General features: G+C 61.6%; 17 protein-coding genes and 1 tRNA gene. 10 read left to right on the plus strand and 8 right to left on the minus strand.

The window, feature by feature from the left end:
• Window positions 1–9: 9 nt before the first annotated feature.
• Window positions 10–663, minus strand: coding sequence for a peptide-methionine (S)-S-oxide reductase MsrA (gene msrA / locus D1223_RS07695; protein ID WP_119376082.1), 654 nt, complete (start codon window positions 661–663; stop codon window positions 10–12).
• A 148-nt stretch (window positions 664–811) separates the two neighbouring features.
• On the opposite strand from msrA, the gene D1223_RS07700 reads away from it, so the two are divergent.
• Window positions 812–1426, plus strand: coding sequence for a DUF6445 family protein (locus D1223_RS07700; protein ID WP_119375815.1), 615 nt, complete (start codon window positions 812–814; stop codon window positions 1424–1426).
• A gap of 102 nt (window positions 1427–1528) precedes the next feature.
• Window positions 1529–1619: transfer RNA gene (locus tag D1223_RS07705), tRNA-Ser, on the plus strand.
• 65 nt (window positions 1620–1684) lie between these two features.
• Here the strand turns inward: D1223_RS07705 and D1223_RS07710 are convergent.
• The 3 genes from D1223_RS07710 to D1223_RS07720 are packed head-to-tail and all read right to left on the minus strand — an operon-like array spanning window position 1685 to window position 3393.
• Window positions 1685–2317, minus strand: coding sequence for a pyridoxamine 5'-phosphate oxidase family protein (locus tag D1223_RS07710; RefSeq protein WP_233353081.1), 633 nt, complete (start codon window positions 2315–2317; stop codon window positions 1685–1687).
• A 2-nt stretch (window positions 2318–2319) separates the two neighbouring features.
• Window positions 2320–2784, minus strand: a complete 465-nt coding sequence (locus D1223_RS07715; RefSeq protein WP_119376084.1) for a nuclear transport factor 2 family protein — start codon at window positions 2782–2784, stop codon at window positions 2320–2322.
• A 60-nt stretch (window positions 2785–2844) separates the two neighbouring features.
• A complete protein-coding gene (locus D1223_RS07720; protein ID WP_119375816.1) occupies window positions 2845–3393 on the minus strand; it encodes a carboxymuconolactone decarboxylase family protein in 549 nt (182 codons plus the stop codon).
• 103 nt (window positions 3394–3496) lie between these two features.
• Here D1223_RS07720 and D1223_RS07725 point away from each other — a divergent pair, with 103 nt between their 5' ends.
• Window positions 3497–4390 (plus strand): LysR family transcriptional regulator, encoded by an 894-nt coding sequence (locus D1223_RS07725; RefSeq protein WP_119375817.1) that lies wholly within the window; start codon window positions 3497–3499, stop codon window positions 4388–4390.
• Between the two features lie 36 nt (window positions 4391–4426).
• Here the strand turns inward: D1223_RS07725 and D1223_RS07730 are convergent, their stop codons facing one another.
• The 4 genes from D1223_RS07730 to D1223_RS07740 all read right to left on the minus strand — a co-directional run bounded on the left by D1223_RS07730 (window position 4427) and on the right by D1223_RS07740 (window position 9204).
• Window positions 4427–5785, minus strand: coding sequence for an NAD(P)-binding protein (locus D1223_RS07730; RefSeq protein ID WP_158588435.1), 1359 nt, complete (start codon window positions 5783–5785; stop codon window positions 4427–4429).
• 171 nt (window positions 5786–5956) lie between these two features.
• Complete coding sequence (locus tag D1223_RS18920) at window positions 5957–6799, minus strand: class I SAM-dependent methyltransferase (RefSeq protein ID WP_199288198.1); 843 nt, start codon at window positions 6797–6799, stop codon at window positions 5957–5959.
• Window positions 6789–7619 (minus strand): glycine/sarcosine N-methyltransferase, encoded by an 831-nt coding sequence (locus tag D1223_RS18925; protein WP_199288199.1) that lies wholly within the window; start codon window positions 7617–7619, stop codon window positions 6789–6791. The genes D1223_RS18920 and D1223_RS18925 overlap by 11 nt, the downstream gene beginning before the upstream one ends.
• 406 nt (window positions 7620–8025) lie before the next feature.
• The gene (locus tag D1223_RS07740) at window positions 8026–9204 is read right to left on the minus strand and encodes a CaiB/BaiF CoA transferase family protein (protein ID WP_119375819.1); all 1179 of its coding nucleotides are present in this window, start codon (window positions 9202–9204) and stop codon (window positions 8026–8028) included.
• 179 nt (window positions 9205–9383) lie between these two features.
• Here D1223_RS07740 and D1223_RS07745 point away from each other — a divergent pair, with 179 nt between their 5' ends.
• From D1223_RS07745 to D1223_RS07775, 7 genes are all read left to right on the plus strand, one after another.
• On the plus strand, window positions 9384–10046 hold the full coding sequence (locus D1223_RS07745) for a phosphoribosylanthranilate isomerase (RefSeq protein WP_119375820.1): 663 nt from the start codon (window positions 9384–9386) through the stop codon (window positions 10044–10046).
• 12 nt (window positions 10047–10058) lie between these two features.
• Window positions 10059–11270: a tryptophan synthase subunit beta gene (gene trpB, locus D1223_RS07750; RefSeq protein WP_119375821.1), complete on the plus strand. Its 1212-nt coding sequence runs from the start codon at window positions 10059–10061 to the stop codon at window positions 11268–11270.
• Window positions 11271–11272: 2 nt separating this feature from the next.
• Window positions 11273–11665: a VOC family protein gene (locus D1223_RS07755; RefSeq protein ID WP_119375822.1), complete on the plus strand. Its 393-nt coding sequence runs from the start codon at window positions 11273–11275 to the stop codon at window positions 11663–11665.
• Window positions 11666–11807: 142 nt separating this feature from the next.
• Complete coding sequence (gene cutA, locus D1223_RS07760) at window positions 11808–12137, plus strand: divalent-cation tolerance protein CutA (RefSeq protein ID WP_119375823.1); 330 nt, start codon at window positions 11808–11810, stop codon at window positions 12135–12137.
• The gene (gene trpA, locus D1223_RS07765; RefSeq protein ID WP_119375824.1) at window positions 12137–12961 is read left to right on the plus strand and encodes a tryptophan synthase subunit alpha; all 825 of its coding nucleotides are present in this window, start codon (window positions 12137–12139) and stop codon (window positions 12959–12961) included. The genes cutA and trpA overlap by 1 nt, the downstream gene beginning before the upstream one ends.
• A gap of 36 nt (window positions 12962–12997) precedes the next feature.
• Window positions 12998–13981: an acetyl-CoA carboxylase carboxyltransferase subunit beta gene (locus D1223_RS07770; RefSeq protein WP_119375825.1), complete on the plus strand. Its 984-nt coding sequence runs from the start codon at window positions 12998–13000 to the stop codon at window positions 13979–13981.
• Window positions 13978–15246 (plus strand): bifunctional folylpolyglutamate synthase/dihydrofolate synthase, encoded by a 1269-nt coding sequence (locus D1223_RS07775; RefSeq protein ID WP_119375826.1) that lies wholly within the window; start codon window positions 13978–13980, stop codon window positions 15244–15246. The genes D1223_RS07770 and D1223_RS07775 overlap by 4 nt, the downstream gene beginning before the upstream one ends.
• Window positions 15247–15289 lie beyond the last annotated feature (43 nt).

The following is a 15289-nucleotide window of genomic DNA, read 5'->3' on the forward strand; positions in this document are numbered from 1 at the left end:
CAGAATGCGTCAGGCGCTGACACCTGTCGGCATCGGACAGGACACACCAGTGCCACCGATACCGCAATAGCCGCCGGGATTCTTGGCCAGGTACTGCTGGTGATAGTCTTCAGCGTGGTAGAATGTATCGAGCATGCCGATCTCGGTTGTGATACCGCCGCGTCCAGCCGCCTTGAGGGCCTGCTCATAAGTCTGCTTCGATGCCTTCGCCGCGGCCAGCTGCTCCTCGGTCGTCGCGAAGATGGCGGAGCGGTATTGCGTGCCGACGTCATTGCCCTGACGCATGCCCTGGGTCGGGTCATGGCCTTCCCAGAAAGCTTTCAGAATAGCGGCGGTCGAGACCTTGGCGGGATCGTAGATCACCCGGACGACTTCCGTGTGCCCGGTCAGGCCGGTGCATGTTTCTTCATAGGTCGGGTTTAGCGTTTCGCCGCCAGCATAGCCAACCTGGGTGAGCCAGACGCCATCCATTTGCCAGAAGATGCGCTCCACACCCCAGAAGCATCCCATGCCAAGGACAATTTCCTCGAAGCCTTCGGGCTTTTTCGCATCAAGCGGACGTCCATTGACGAAATGGATATCGGCGGTTGGGATCGGCTTGTCCCGGCCGGGCAGGGCCTCTCCCTTTTTCGGCATGTCTGCGGGCTTGCGGGAAAAGAACATGATCAGGCGTCCTTGGTATCGTGCGAATGCCTTCAATATGGGTTTGTCTGGCATGAGGACAATATGGGCAACGCCTTGGTAGATGCAGGTCTCCAGATTGCCAAATACCCGGGACAGGCCGTAGAAAACCGGCAGGAGGACCAAGCGATTGCATCTCACCCATCTGATAATCGATGACTTCTTCAACGACCCGATCGCGATCCGCAATCAGGCGCTTTCGATGAAGTACCCGCCCCGGCCGGAGCGCGCCATTTATCCAGGCCGAAACGCCGAGGGCAGTTTGCCCCTGCCCGGTGTCGAGCGGCTGATCAGTCAGATAGTGCAGGAGCCGCTGCAGCCGAAAACCAACCTTTCCCACTGCGTGCCGCGCATAGCGATGTCGGATGACCTCGCAAAAACAAGCGTTCACATCGATATCTGCCACTGGTCCGCGATTGTCTATCTCAGCCTTGATGAGCATTGTCAGGGCGGAACGCATTTCTTTCGGCACAAGAAAACGGGATGGGACATGGCGCCGGCCTTTCCGGGCGTTGCGGAGGCTGCCGGCTACGAGAATGCCGGCGAAGCTTTGGATTCGATCCTCGCGGAGGATGAGTCAGATTTGTCCAAGTGGGAGAAAACCATGACGATCCCGATGAAGTTCAATCGTCTTGTCCTGTTCCGGGGTTACATGTGGCACGATGCAGGCAAGGCATTCGGAACCACGCCGGAAACCGGCCGCCTCATTCTGCCGATGTTCTTTGGCAACACGCAAACCGGATAGATTTTCCAGCGCGTGTGTCCGCATGCCGCGATCAATATGCAGCGCAAAGCTCATCGCGGGCTTGCAGGAACAGGCAACCTTCCGATATAGACGCGCCCTTATGGTGAGGTGGCCGAGTGGTTGAAGGCGCACGCCTGGAACGCGTGTATACGGTAACCCCGTATCCAGGGTTCGAATCCCTGTCTCACCGCCAGTATTCCTTAGAAAGACAGACCTCTTCGGCATCCCGCAGCGCGCGCCCGCCGGGGCTTGGGCCTGTCAGAGGCGGTCATTGCCCTGCCGCGAGCGGTATTCGTCCAGTTCGGACTCCAGCCGGGCAATCTGCGCGTCGCGATCGGACAGGACTGCCGCCACGCGCGCCACATCAATCCGCCGCGGAATGTGCTGGGGGCAATTCACGTCCCAGGCCCTGATGTTAAACAGGATAGCGCGTTCAGGCCGACCCTTGCCGCCCTCAACTCGCAAGCGCGCCATCAGGTCCTGCTGGTCATCGACCACTTGCGCCGTGCCCCAGAGTTTCACGCGCCGCGCCTGCTCATAATCGATGAGGAAAATGAACGCTTGAGCGTTCTCAGAAAGGTTTCCGAGCGTGATGTATTGCCTGTTCCCGGCAAGGTCGGCAAAGCCGAGTTGCTGGTCCCCAAGCACTTTGAGGAAGCCTGCCGGTCCGCCGCGATGCTGGATGTATGGTTGGCCTGCAGCGCTCGCGGTTCCAAGGAAAAAGCTGTTCTGTTCGCTGATGAACTGGGCGAGATCCGGCGTAACCGTGGTCTGCCAAGGGTGGCTCGCTTCCATGCGGGCATAGGCTTCGCGTGAGCCCTTGGCGTCCTGCACCGCCTTCACGGCGGGTGAGAAGGCTATGTCGCTGGGGGTTCTCGGATGCTGCGCCACGATCAGAGCCCCAGCGCGCTCAACGAGGGATGGTCGTCAGGACGCCGGCCTTGCGGCCAGAAGAATAGCCGTTCCTCCGGTTTGATCTGAACGTCGTTGATGCTGGCGTAACGCTTGGCCATCAGGCCGCTTTCATCGAACGACCAGTTCTCGTTCCCATAGGCACGGAACCACTGGCCGGTCCCGTCATGCCATTCATAGGCGAACCGCACGGCAATCCGGTTTTCCTCGAAGGCCCACAGCTCCTTGATCAGACGGTACTCATGCTCATTCCGCCATTTCTCGGCAAGGAAGGCGACAATCTCCGTGCGGCCGTTCAGGAAGGTGTCGCGATTGCGCCAGCGGCTCGTCGGCGTGTAGGCAAGCGAGACGGCTTCGGGATCACGACTGTTCCAGGCGTCCTCGGCCAGCCGCACTTTTTGTGCTGCGGTCTCGGCTGTGAATGGGGGAAGCGGCGGGCGGCTCATATCGGCCTCCATGATGTTGAATTGGCGGCGGGCACGAGGCCCGCCGCCCTCTTGCGAGGCTCAGGCGGCAACGCCCTCAGCAACGGGGAAGTCGATGTCAGTCCGGGCAACCTCGTTGAGGTAATTGGTCCAGATGTTCAGGGCGACGTGCTGCACGATCTCAATGATTTGTGCGTCGTCATATCCGGCCGTCCGGACGGCGCTGAGATCGGCATCGGATACATGCCCACGCGCTTCTGCTACCTTGAGCGCGAAGACTACAGCGGCATTGGCCTTGGGATCGCTCGACCGGCCTTTACGATTGGCCGCGATTTCTTCCGCCGACAGCTTGGCGAGGTTTGTGCCGAGATAGGTGTGGGCCGAAAGGCAATAGCCGCAGCCATTGTACTCTGCGATAGCCAGGGCGATCCGCTCGCGTGTGGCAGCCGGTAGACGGCCTTTGCCGAGTGCGCCAGAAAGGCCGAGATAGCCTTCCAGTGCCGCAGGACTCTGGGCGACAAGCCGGAACAGGTTTGGCGTGCTGCCGAGTTGCTTGTTGACCTGCTCCAGCAGGGGCCTCGATGCTTCGGGCGCGGCGTCGATCGTGGCGGGAACTTGAATACGGGACATAGGGGGTCTCCTTGGGTTTGTCTTCGGGACCTCCAAGATATGGCTTCCATTAAATGGGTGTAGGCTCTATAATTGAAATCTATCCTCTCGAAAAACGGTAGAAATGGTCGACCGCCTCGACTCCATGTTCATCCTTGTCACGGCCGTCGACGCCGGCAGTTTCACGGCTGGAGCGCGTGAACTGGGAATGCCGCTGGCGACGGTCAGCCGCAGGGTTGCGGAACTGGAGGAGAGGCTGGGCGCACAGCTTGTAACGCGCTCTACGCGCGGCCTGGCCTTGACCGAAGCGGGCGCGACCTATGTCGCCGCTTGCCGACGCATTCTGGAGCAGGTGGCGGAAGCCGAACGCGCCGCGGCCGGGGAGTTCAGCATGCCGAGGGGCCTCCTGACCGTGACCGCGCCGATCGTCTTCGGCAGAATTCATATGGTGCCTCTGATCACAGCGTTCCTGAAGGCTTACCCCGATGTGGATGTCCGCCTGCACCAGGGCGACCGGATGGTCAGCTTCCAGGAAGAGCATGTCGACCTCGCCGTCCGGATCGGTCATCTGCCAGACAGCAGTCTCAGGGCGCGCCGGGTCGGTGCGGTAAGGGAGGTGGTCTGTGCCAGCCCGGCTTACCTCGCCGCGCGGGGGGAGCCAGAGCGAGCCGAGGATCTGGCGCATCACGATTGCATCACCTTCGAAAACCTGATGGTCGCTGATCGATGGCGATTTGGTGAGCGGCAGGTCCGGATCGGGTCGCGGCTGATTGTGAATACAGCAGATGCTGCGATAGGCGCAGCCGAGGCCGGTCTGGGGTTAACGCGCGTTCTTTCATACCAGGTCGCCGAAGCGGTGGCTGATGGGCGCCTGAAAATCGTGCTGACCGGGGATGAACCCGAAGCCTGGCCGGTTCATTTGCTCTATGGGGGCGGAATCCTGCCCCAGAAGCTGCGTGCATTCATAGATTTCGCCGCGCCTCGCCTGAGCGCTGCACTACCGGGCCATACAGGCTGAGGCGGAGCTGTTCCTCGTCGCCGCCGGACGTCCTGCTTACGCTTGAGGCAACACGCTTATGTCGCCGCGGACCGATTTGATGGCCTCGGCGGAGGTCGGCAGGTACTGGAATCGGCCTTGCCGGCCGGCCGTTTCAATTCCCGCTTTCGCCAGCGCGTCGATCATCGTGTCACGCCGGACCGCTGTTCCATGACTGTAGACAGGGTAGGCGAAGGCCGTGTGCCGGTGTCCCATGAGTTCCAGCTCGCCATCGAACAGACCGAAGGCGCGGGCGGTGCTTCGGAAGTCTGCGAAAAGCGCCTCGGGCGTCTCCTCCGCCGAATCGGCGGTGATCTCGATGGACATGTACTCCCAGCCATCGGCCTTGCCATAATAGTCCGAATGCATGGTGAGCCGCTTCCAGCGACCGGCCTTGTGGAAATTGTAGAGGATCAGCGAGTCGAAGCCGCGCTGGCCGCGAAACTGGCAGAACAGGGTGTGCAGGCCTTTCGAGCGCGGGGCGTCATCGGCCTCAACGCCGGCAAGCTCGGCGGTCCTGCCAAGCGGCATCGTGCTGACGATGCGATGGGCGCTCACCGGTTTGCCATCGATGCGAAGGGCGTGCCCGGCTTGCGCTGAGGCAGACCAGCCGATCTGCGCACCAAGCCGTGTCTCCACTCCCATGCCGTGCAGCTGCCCGATCGCCGCGTCGTAATAGGCCGGAAAGCCCGACTTGGGGCGCGCAACGCATTGCTCGCTGGCCAGATGCTGGCGCTTGCCGAACATCTTCCGGAAAGATTGCGAGGCAAGGCCGGAGAAGCTTGCGGCCCGCTCAACCGGGCGCATGCGGCTGCGGGCGAAGTCATAGTTGATCTCGTCGGCCGGCACGCCATAGAAGCGCTCGACATAGTTGAGGATGCCGCTGTCCTCCATCAGTGTCTGACCGAGATAATACTCGAGGAACGTCAGGGCGCTGTGGCGGGACTGGCCGCGCAGGCGCATGCGAAGGAGGTCGCGGGCCATCCTTGCTTTATGCTTGAGCGGGCGCGCCAAAAGGTCGCCGCGGAGGTCGATCGGATAGCGGGCGATGCGCATGTCGGGCGTCACCCGCTGCAGGGACCAGTTCACCGGGACAACGAGCTCCGACAGGCCGGGGAACATCTCGAACTGCGGATAGCCGGTCCAGAAGAAGATGGCACCAATATCAAAGGAGCGCCCATCCAGATTGACAGAGATGTGATTGCCGCCTGGCGTTTCATACTCATCGACAAGCAGGACGGACCGGCCGGACCGCACGAAGTCGTAGGCCAGCGTAATGCCGGAAATGCCCGCCCCGAGAACAACCACGTCATAGTCAGCCTGCTCCGGCAGGGCGGACACGTGGTTGCCGCGCGCGCTCGCGTTTAAGTCCTTCACCCCAAGGTCCCCGGAATGTGCCAGAAGATTTCTCTTCTATTGCATTTGCAGGGTTTGTCGCGCGCAAACTCCGGAGAGGGGAATTCCAACCCAGCGTTTCACGTCAAGCGATCCTCTGGAGCGGCGCGGGCAGGTGCGCGAATGGTGCGGCCTGCCGCACGCCCGAAAGGGTCAGGGCTTGTCGTAGGTCAGGATGCCCCAGGTAAGCCAGCCCGACTTGCCGCCGTCGACCCAGGCGCCTAGCCCTTCGATCATCCGGTCGGCATAGTCGTCCGAAACGAGGCCCTTAAGCTCTTCGCGGCGCGAGATCAGCTCTTCACGGACACGGCCATAATGGGCGGGCAGCATTTCGGCGAGCTCCTTGCGCGGGCCTGGTACAAGCCCGGCGCCGGCTGCGGCCTGATCGTAGAAATCGATCGAGCCGAGGCTGGACAGATGAATGCGGTCGAAGACCGGCTGCAACTTGTCCGCCGGGGCATTGGCCGTCTGCAGGATATCGGTGAAGATCAGCCGGCCGCCGGGTTTCAGGATACGCTCGCATTCCACGATGATACGCTTGCGGTCCGCCCCATGCAGGAAGCTGTCCTGGCTCCAGACGATGTCGAAGGCCTCATCGCGGGCCGGTACGTCATCAAAGGAGCCGTGCAGCACATCGATCCGGTCGCTGAGGCCGGCCGCTTCATTCTTCTCCCGGTTGATCCGGTTCTGCGTCTCGGAAATGTTGACGCAAACGACCTCCCGCGCGCCTGCTTCGCGAACGAGATAGCGGGCCGAGCCGCCATAGCCTGCGCCGAGATCGGCGATGCGGGCGGCCTTGCCTGCCGGACCCATCATCTTCGTCATGGTCTCGACCGTCCGCCGGCTTGCTGTCGCGATCGCCTCGTCCGACGATTCATAGAGACCGATGTGGATGTCTTCGCCGCCCCAGATATTGAAATAGAAGCGGTCGGCGTCGTCGCTGTCATAATAGTCTTCAGCGACGGCGACGTCTTCAGCACGCGTGTCAGTCTTCATCGCGTTTCTCCGCTATGTGAATGAAGAAGTCCGGCTCGCTCTCCTCGAAGTCCGACTGGAAGTCGCCATAGGTGTGAATCTTCTCGAACCCCGCTTCCTTGAGCAGCTTCATCACGTAGCGCCGGCGCAGCGGGAACATGTTCAGATTGTACTGTGACCCGTCCGGGAAGCTGTAGCGGAAGCGGGCAAGGCCCTCATCGACATATTCCGGCTCGGCGACGACGTCCTTGCCGCAATAATAGTATTTGTGCTTCGGCTTGTTCGCAGCCTCATTGTCGAGCAGCAGGTCATAATTGCGCTGGTCGAGGATCAGGATGCCGTCATGTTTCAGTGCGGCGTAGAACTCTGCCAGAGCCTTCCGGCGGTCGAGTTCGTCGTGGATATGGGTAAAGGAATTGCCCAGGCAGATGATCGCATCGAACTTGCCCTTGATATCCTTGTTGAGCCAACGCCAGTCTGCCTGGCAGGTCTTGAGGACCTGGCCGCGCTTTCCGGCATTCTCGAACGCCTTCATCAGCATTTCGGCGCTGCCGTCGACGCTGGTGACATCGAAGCCTTCCTCCATCAGCCGGCAGGAGTGAAAGCCTGTTCCGGTCGCGACATCCAGCACAGTGTGCTTGTCGCGTGCGCGCAGGATGTCGACGAAGAACTGGCCCTCGCCTTCCGCGCGGGAATCCCAGTCGATCAGGGAGTCCCACTTGTCGACAAAACCTTCAATGTATTCTTCCTGATAGTGATCTGTCTCGCGGACAGCCAGCGGGTCGTCACCGTATTTCTGTTCGGTGTTCACCGCCGTTTCGGTGCTGGACGCAGATGCCATGATCGCTCCTTCTCGCAGTTCAGGTTTTCGCAGTGAGGTGGGCGACCCGAATGGGCGCGCCGGCCAAGGACCTCACAATCAAATCCAGTGTGGCGGCTCTCGCGGCGTGTAGCCGCTGGCCACACGTTTCACGTCTCAGAAATAGGCCGAAAGGTCAAAATAGTTTTGACCGCCAAGGCTTCGGGAAACGCATCGCTTTTCACGCTTAACGCGTGCCTCGAACCCCCCAAGTTTCTGGCGAGAAAATAAAGTATTGTGAAAACAGCGCATAAAAAGAGATCGCGCTTTTCGCGACAAGTTGCGGATATAAATTGTGAAACAACCAAGAATTTTTTGCGTCAAAGTATTTTGCGCGGTTTTTGGGCAGGACTGGGCGCAAAACGGTATGAAATGGCGGGGCTGATAACTACTCTTCGAGCGACGCCCGCGCGAGTCCCAATTCGGCGAGAACGTCTTCCGTGTGTTGTCCGAGGCGCGGCGCTGGGGGGATTTCGCGCTTTGGCAGCCCCGAGAATTTGAGCGGCGGCTGCACTTCCCAATAGCCGCCCTCGCTCGGATGCTCCCGGCGCTGGAAGAAATCGATGGCCTTCAGGTGAGGGTCGTCCTGAACTTTGGAGATATCGGTCGCATTCGCAGCGGGGATGTCCGCATCGGCCAGTTTGCGCAGGATCTCTTCCGACGTGTAGTTCACGAAATGGGCCTGCACGCGCGACATCATGTAGGCCTGGTTGTAGTAGCGGCCCTTATAGTCGGAGATCCGCTCATCCTCGAGTTCTTCTGGAGCCTCGATGACATCGAACAGTTTCACCCATCGGCTATCGATGTATGGCGCGATGGCGACCCAGCCATCCTTGGTCCGGACCGGCTGGCGGGCCGGGTCGATCTGGCGCTGGTAGCAATGCGGCCCGACGGGCGGATCGAAGGTCGCCTCGTAGAAGTGTTCCTCGAACAGGAAGCTCGTCACGCATTCCAGCATTGGAACCTCGACATGAACCGCCTCTCCGGCCCGGTCGCGATGACGAAGGGCCGCCAGCGTTCCGTGGACGGCGTGCAGACCGGAAACCTTGTCGGCAAAGGCAGTTGGCAGGAAACGCGGCGCCTCATTGCCGTCGACACGCGGCAGCAGGCTGGTCGCGCCCGATAGTGCCTGGATCAGGTCGTCATAGGCTGGGCGGCCCGCATAGGGCCCGTCCGTGCCAAAGCCAAGACAGTGGACGTAGACGATGTCGGGCTTGATTGCCTTGACCTCCTCGAAGGTCAGGCCGAGCCGGGCCACGGCATCGGGCCGGATATTGTGGATGAAGACGTCGCTGGTCTCGAGCAGCTTGCGCACAGCGTGCATGCCGGCCTTCGACTTCATGTCCCAGACAACAGAACGCTTGCCGCGATTCACCGTCAGGTGGCAGGGGCCCATGTCCCGATTGTGGGCCGGTTTTCCAACCTGGCGGAAGGCGTCCCCCGTTTCCGGCTCAAGCTTGATCACGTCGGCCCCAAGGTCGGCGAGTGTCTGCGTCGTGTAGGGGCCAAACAGCACGGTTGTCATGTCGGCTACACGAATTCCGGACAGGGGGCTAACGGCAGGCATGGGAAACTCCGTTGTCTGTACCCGGCCATTCTGCCAGCGCGGCGCGGTTCGTAAATGCCTTGCGTTTCAGTGACGTGGCGTCAACACGCCTGTTCCTCCTGCGCCTAATACTTTGCCCGCAAGCGCTTTACGGCCCCATTTGCTTGACTCTCTAGTGTGCCCACGCCAACCAGCGCGCCATGGCAAAGGTGAAGATTTGTGGCGTACGGGATGAAGCGCTGGTCCACGTAGCGGCTGAGGCTGGCGCGGATTGGATTGGCTTTAACCTTGTGCCGAAAAGCCCACGCTTCATTGCCCCGCATGGCGAGTCCGTACCTGAGCGCCTGAATGACCTCCTTAAGGTGTCTGCAGAGGCGCAGCTGCGATCGGTCGTACTCGTCGTCGATCCCGACATCGCCGTCCTGAAGTCGCTGACTGATACGGTGCTGCCAGACGCTATTCAGCTGCACGGGCAGGAAACGCCGGAATTCGTCGCAAAGCTCAGGGCCGCCATGACGAAAGACACTGAAGTCTGGAAAGCCGTTGGCGTTGAGAACCGGGCCGATCTCGAAGCTGTCGCACGCTTTGTATCAGCCGATAGGCTTCTTATCGATGCGAAGCCCCCGGAAGGTGCCGATCGGACCGGCGGGCATGGCCAGGCTTTCGACTGGTCTATCCTGCGGGGCTGGGCCGCGCCGAAGCCTTGGATGCTGGCTGGCGGGCTAACGCCCGAGAACGTCGCGACCGCTATAGCTGCGACAGGTGCAGATGCGGTCGATGTGTCCTCTGGTGTCGAAAGCGAGAGGGGCGTAAAGGACGAGGTCTTGATCCGCAGCTTCATCGCTGCTGCGAAGGCCGCCTGACGGGAGCGTCAAATGAACAAGCTGAATACATGGGCACAGTGGCCTGACGAGAAAGGCCGCTTCGGCGAGTTTGGCGGACGCTATGTCGCCGAAACGCTGATGCCGCTCATTCTCGAACTGGAAGAAGAATATCGCGCCGCCAAGAAGGATCCGGCTTTCGCCGCCCAGATGGACGATTTCTGGGAGCACTATGTCGGCCGGCCTTCGCCGCTCTATCATGCCGAGCGGATGAGCGAGCATTTCGGTGGGCCGAAGATCTACTTCAAGCGCGATGAGCTCAACCATACCGGCTCGCACAAGATCAATAACTGTCTCGGCCAGGTGCTGCTGGCCCTGCGCATGGGCAAGACGCGCATCATCGCAGAGACCGGCGCCGGCCAGCACGGCGTCGCAACGGCGACGGCGTGCGCCCGCTTTGGCCTGCCCTGTACCGTTTTCATGGGCGCGACCGATGTCGTGCGCCAGAAGCCGAACGTCTTCCGGATGAAGTTGCTCGGTGCCGAGATCGTTCCGGTCTCTTCCGGTACCGGCACGCTGAAGGATGCGATGAACGAGGCGCTGCGCGACTGGGTCACCAACGTCCACGACACCTTCTACGTCATCGGCACCGCCGCTGGCCCGCACCCCTATCCGGAGATGGTGCGCGACTTCCAGTCCGTGATCGGCAAGGAGGCGCGCCGCCAGATCCTCGAACGCGAAGGCCGCCTGCCGGATGCCGTCATGGCCTGTATCGGCGGCGGGTCCAATGCGATCGGCCTGTTTCATCCCTTCATCGAGGATGAGGGCGTGCGGCTGATCGGCGTCGAGGCTGCCGGCCATGGCATCGAGACCGGCGAACATGCCGCCGCCCTGAATGGTGGTCAGCCCGGCATTCTCCACGGCAACAAGACCTACCTCTTGCAGACCGATGACGGCCAGATCATCGATGCGCACTCGATTTCCGCCGGGCTCGACTATCCCGGCATCGGCCCCGAACACGCCTTCCTGCGCGACACCGGCCGGGCGGAATACCTGACCTGCACTGACAAGGAAGCGCTCGACGCCTTCCAGCTTTGCACGCGTCTTGAGGGTATCATTCCGGCGCTTGAGCCCGCCCACGCCATCGCCCGCCTGGGCGATGTCTGCGAGACGATGGACAAGGACCAGATCCTGATCATGAATCTCTGCGGCCGGGGCGACAAGGACATCTTCTCGGTGGCCGAGCATCTGGGCATGGATATCTGAGCTTGATCTCGCACGTCACGCTGGGGACGAAGAACAAGGCAGGAGCGCGAGCGTTTTACACGCCTGTGATGGCTGCGCTCGGCTATCCGCCGCGCGACCCGGCGAAGTCAAAGCAATTCGTGATGTGGACCGCGCGCGATGGCGGGCGGCCCTTTTTTGTGCTGGCGGAACCGTTCGACGGACAAGAAGCATCCTCTGGTAACGGACAGATGATCGCGCTGCTGGCACCGAGCCGGGCTGCTGTCGATGCTGCACATGCTGCGGCGCTGGCAGGCGGGGCAGGGAATGAGGGCAATCCTGGTCTTCGCCCCCAGTATCATGAGAACTACTATGGCGCTTATTTCCGGGACCCCGACGGCAACAAGGTGTGCGTGGTCTGCCACGATCCGGCATGAATGAGCAGCTTAAGGGCGTGAAGGTGATGGAATAGCAGATGTTCGCCTCTGATTGCGTCTAAACCGGGTTTCTGCATGCCCGGCGGTGTGCAATATCGGTGACCAGATTAGGATAACCGCCAGAAAACCGGCTGATTTCAACATGACCGAAGCTCTCCTCATCCGTATTACCTGCCCGTCAAAGGACGTCGCCCAGAAGATTGCCGATGCCTCCGTTGAGCAACGCCTCGCCGCCTGCGCCAATATCGAAGGCCCGGTGACGTCGACCTATCTATGGAAAGGCGTGGTCGAACAGGCCTTCGAGCATGTTCTCTGGCTGAAATCCGTTGCGCCGTGCTGGAACGCGCTGGAAACCCTCGTCAATAAAATCCACCCCTATGATGTCCCGGCTATGGTCGCGATGCCGGTCAGCCACATGCCGGCACCCTTCGCCACCTGGCTGGACGAGAATACGAAGGCGCCCGCACAGTAATGCCCACACAGAGAATTACCGACCGGTTCGACCGCGTGCGCGCCGAGAAGCGGGCCGCACTCGTCACCTATGTCATGGCGGGCGATCCGGATCTCGAAACGAGCTATCAGACGCTGTGCGCCCTGCGCGATAATGGCGCCGACATCATAGAGCTGGGCGCGCCCTTCACCGATCCGATGGCCGATGGCCCGGCGATCCAGCTGGCCGGCCAGCGCAGCCTGAAGGCCGGGACGAAGCTGGCCGATGTCCTCGCCCTCGCAAAGCGGTTTCGCGCTGAGGACAAGGAGACGCCGCTCATCCTGATGGGCTATGCCAATCCGGTCTTTCATATGGGCTATGCCGCGTTTGCCGAATCAGCCGCCGACGCCGGGATTGACGGGACGATCCTTGTCGATCTGCCGCCCGAGGAAGATCATGAGCTGCGCGAAGCCTATGAAAAATATGGTATTTCTGTCATTCGTCTGGCCACGCCGACCACGACGGAAAAGCGCATCGCCAAGGTTGCCGAAGGCGCGTCCGGCTTTCTCTATTATGTCGCTGTTGCTGGCGTAACTGGTGCAGGTTCAGCCGATCCGGAAGATATCCGAGAGGGCGTCGAGCGGGCCCAGAAAGTCTCCGGTTTGCCGGTTTGCGTCGGGTTTGGCGTGCGCACAGGTGAACAGGCGGCCGCCATGGCCGGTATCGCTGATGGGGTTGTGGTGGGCACCGCTTTCGTGGATCATGTGCGCTTGGCTCTTGAGTCAGGAGACACTGGCAGTATAGCCGGGCGGATTGGGGGGCTGGCCAAAGAGTTGTCGACCGCGCTCAAAGGCGTATCGTCGTAACTGTAACGTATTGGACCATTCAGGGAGTCCAGCGAAATGAATTGGCTTACGAATTTCCGCACGCCGGGATTGAAGACCTTCTTGTCCTCGAAGAAGGACACGCCGGACAATCTCTGGGTGAAGTGCCCGAAAAGCGGGGAACTCGTCTATCGCTCCGACCTCGAGGAGAGCTGGTATGTGACGCCAGCCGGCGCGCATCTGCGGATTTCGCCGCGCCGCCGCTTCCGCCTCCTGTTCGATCAGGAGCGCTGGGAGCCATTGCAACTTCCGCCTGTTGCGCAGGACCCGCTGAAGTTCAAGGACGACAAGCCTTATCCTTCCCGCCTGAAAGCCGCCAAGGCGAAGATTGCCGGGCGCGAAAAGGAAGAAAGCCCGGAAGGCAGCCCGCCGGTTGCGCAGGATGACTGCATGGCCGCCGCCTTCGGCCGGGTAAATGGCAAGCCAACGGTGATCCTGGTGCAGGACTTTGCCTTCATGGGCGGTTCGCTCGGTATGGCGGCCGGTGAGGCATTCATTGCAGCCGCCCAGCTGGCCGTCGCCCGCAAGGCGGCGTTTGTTGTCTGCACAGCCTCCGGCGGGGCTCGGATGCAGGAGGGCACGCTTTCCCTGATGCAGATGCCGCGGACCACGCTCGCCATTTCCGAGGTCCGCGATGCCGGCCTTCCCTATATCGTTATTCTCACCGATCCGACTTCCGGCGGCGTTTCGGCCTCCTATGCGATGCTCGGTGATGTTCACATCGCTGAACCGGACGCAATGATCGCCTTTTCCGGCCCCCGCGTGATTGAGCAGACGATCCGCGAGAAGCTGCCGGAAGGCTTCCAGCGCTCGGAATTCCTCCGCGAAAAAGGCCAGGTCGACATTGTCTGCGACCGGCGCGAGATGAAGGATGTTCTGGGCCGTATCCTCCGGCATTTGTTGCCCAAGCGCGCTTCCGAAAGCACGGCCATCGGACCGGTGAACGCACCCTCCGCGGACGTGCCGGCGCCGCAGAAAGACAAGAAGGCCGGCAAGGGTTGATTGACGCGCAGCTGGGCGTCGAAGCGGCGCTGAAACGGTTCGAGCGATATAATCCGTCCGACCGGATCCTGGCGCTTGACCGGCTGCTCGTCGTGCTCGAGACGCTGGGCAATCCGCATCTCGACCTTCCCCCGATAATCCACGTCGCCGGGACAAATGGAAAAGGCTCCACCGTCGCCTTTATCCGCGCCATGGCCGAGGCAGCCGGGCTCACCGTCCACACGGCGACATCGCCCCACCTCGTCCGCTTCAATGAGCGCATCCGGCTTGCCGGCACGCTGATTTCAAACGATTATCTCGTCGACTGCCTCGAACGCGTCGAGGCTGCCCTGCTCGGCTACCGGCCGATCACGCATTTCGAGGCGGCGCAGGCGGCGAGTTTCCTCGCCTTTTCCGAGACGCCAGCCGACCTGCTGGTCCTCGAAGTTGGCCTGGGCGGGCGCTTCGATGCCTCGAATGTCATTACACAGGCGGCCTGTTCGGTCTTCTGCCCGATCGACCTCGACCACCAGCAATTCCTCGGCAATACGATCACCAAGATCGCGACCGACAAGGCCGGTATCCTGAAGCCCGGCTGCCCCGCCGTGTCCGCAATCCAGGGCAGCGAGGCGGAGGCCGCGCTGAAGGCCGAGGCGGCGAAGCTCGGCACGGTGATCGACTTTGTCACCGCCGCCGAAATCGCCGCCATAGAGCCGCCGCTGGGCCTTGCCGGAGAGCACCAGTTCGCCAATGCCGCGCTGGCGGCGAAAGCACTGAAAACCGCTGGACTTCAAGGTATTACAGATGACGCGATCCAGGCCGGCGCCGCCTCCGCCCACTGGCCCGCCCGGATGCAGCGCCTCTCGCCCGGCCCGGTCACGGCACTTGCCAATGACATGCCGGTCTGGCTCGACGGGGGGCACAACCCCCATGCCGGTCGCGCCCTGGCCGGGGTGCTCGACACGCTCGACCGGGAGGAGCCAGCCAAGCGGACAATGCTGGTCTCGGCCATGCTCGCCAACAAGGATGCAGCGGGCTTCTTCGCGGCGCTGAAGCGTCCCGGCCTGCGCGTCTTCACCTGCCCGATCGCCAATAATGACAACAGCTTCAGCCCCGAGGCGCTGGCCGTCGCGGCGCGGGATGCGGGGGCTGAGGCCGAAGCCCATCAGGGCTTTGAAGCCGCGATGAAAGCGGCGGTCCGGGCCGGGGCGGAGCGTATCCTGATCTGCGGCTCGCTCTATCTGGCGGGAAAAGTCCTCGCCCTGAATGAAGAGCTCCCCGCTTAAGCGTCCTGGAAATGTCCTCCGGGCGACACGGTATTAAAACAGT

This window comes from Henriciella mobilis (genome assembly GCF_003576285.1).
Lineage (GTDB): Bacteria > Pseudomonadota > Alphaproteobacteria > Caulobacterales > Hyphomonadaceae > Henriciella > Henriciella mobilis.

What these genes read in the sequence shown, in the direction of transcription:
- D1223_RS07740 (WP_119375819.1), bottom strand. Translation starts at nt 9,204, where the DNA reads ATGCCTGCCGTTAGCCCCCTGTCCGGAATTCGTGTAGCCGACATGACA.
- trpA (WP_119375824.1), top strand. Translation starts at nt 12,137, where the DNA reads ATGCCCACACAGAGAATTACCGACCGGTTCGACCGCGTGCGCGCCGAG.
- msrA (WP_119376082.1), bottom strand. Translation starts at nt 663, where the DNA reads ATGTTCTTTTCCCGCAAGCCCGCAGACATGCCGAAAAAGGGAGAGGCC.
- D1223_RS07770 (WP_119375825.1), top strand. Translation starts at nt 12,998, where the DNA reads ATGAATTGGCTTACGAATTTCCGCACGCCGGGATTGAAGACCTTCTTG.
- D1223_RS07720 (WP_119375816.1), bottom strand. Translation starts at nt 3,393, where the DNA reads ATGTCCCGTATTCAAGTTCCCGCCACGATCGACGCCGCGCCCGAAGCA.
- D1223_RS07715 (WP_119376084.1), bottom strand. Translation starts at nt 2,784, where the DNA reads ATGAGCCGCCCGCCGCTTCCCCCATTCACAGCCGAGACCGCAGCACAA.
- trpB (WP_119375821.1), top strand. Translation starts at nt 10,059, where the DNA reads ATGAACAAGCTGAATACATGGGCACAGTGGCCTGACGAGAAAGGCCGC.
- cutA (WP_119375823.1), top strand. Translation starts at nt 11,808, where the DNA reads ATGACCGAAGCTCTCCTCATCCGTATTACCTGCCCGTCAAAGGACGTC.
- D1223_RS18925 (WP_199288199.1), bottom strand. Translation starts at nt 7,619, where the DNA reads ATGGCATCTGCGTCCAGCACCGAAACGGCGGTGAACACCGAACAGAAA.
- D1223_RS18920 (WP_199288198.1), bottom strand. Translation starts at nt 6,799, where the DNA reads ATGAAGACTGACACGCGTGCTGAAGACGTCGCCGTCGCTGAAGACTAT.
- D1223_RS07725 (WP_119375817.1), top strand. Translation starts at nt 3,497, where the DNA reads ATGGTCGACCGCCTCGACTCCATGTTCATCCTTGTCACGGCCGTCGAC.
- D1223_RS07745 (WP_119375820.1), top strand. Translation starts at nt 9,384, where the DNA reads ATGGCAAAGGTGAAGATTTGTGGCGTACGGGATGAAGCGCTGGTCCAC.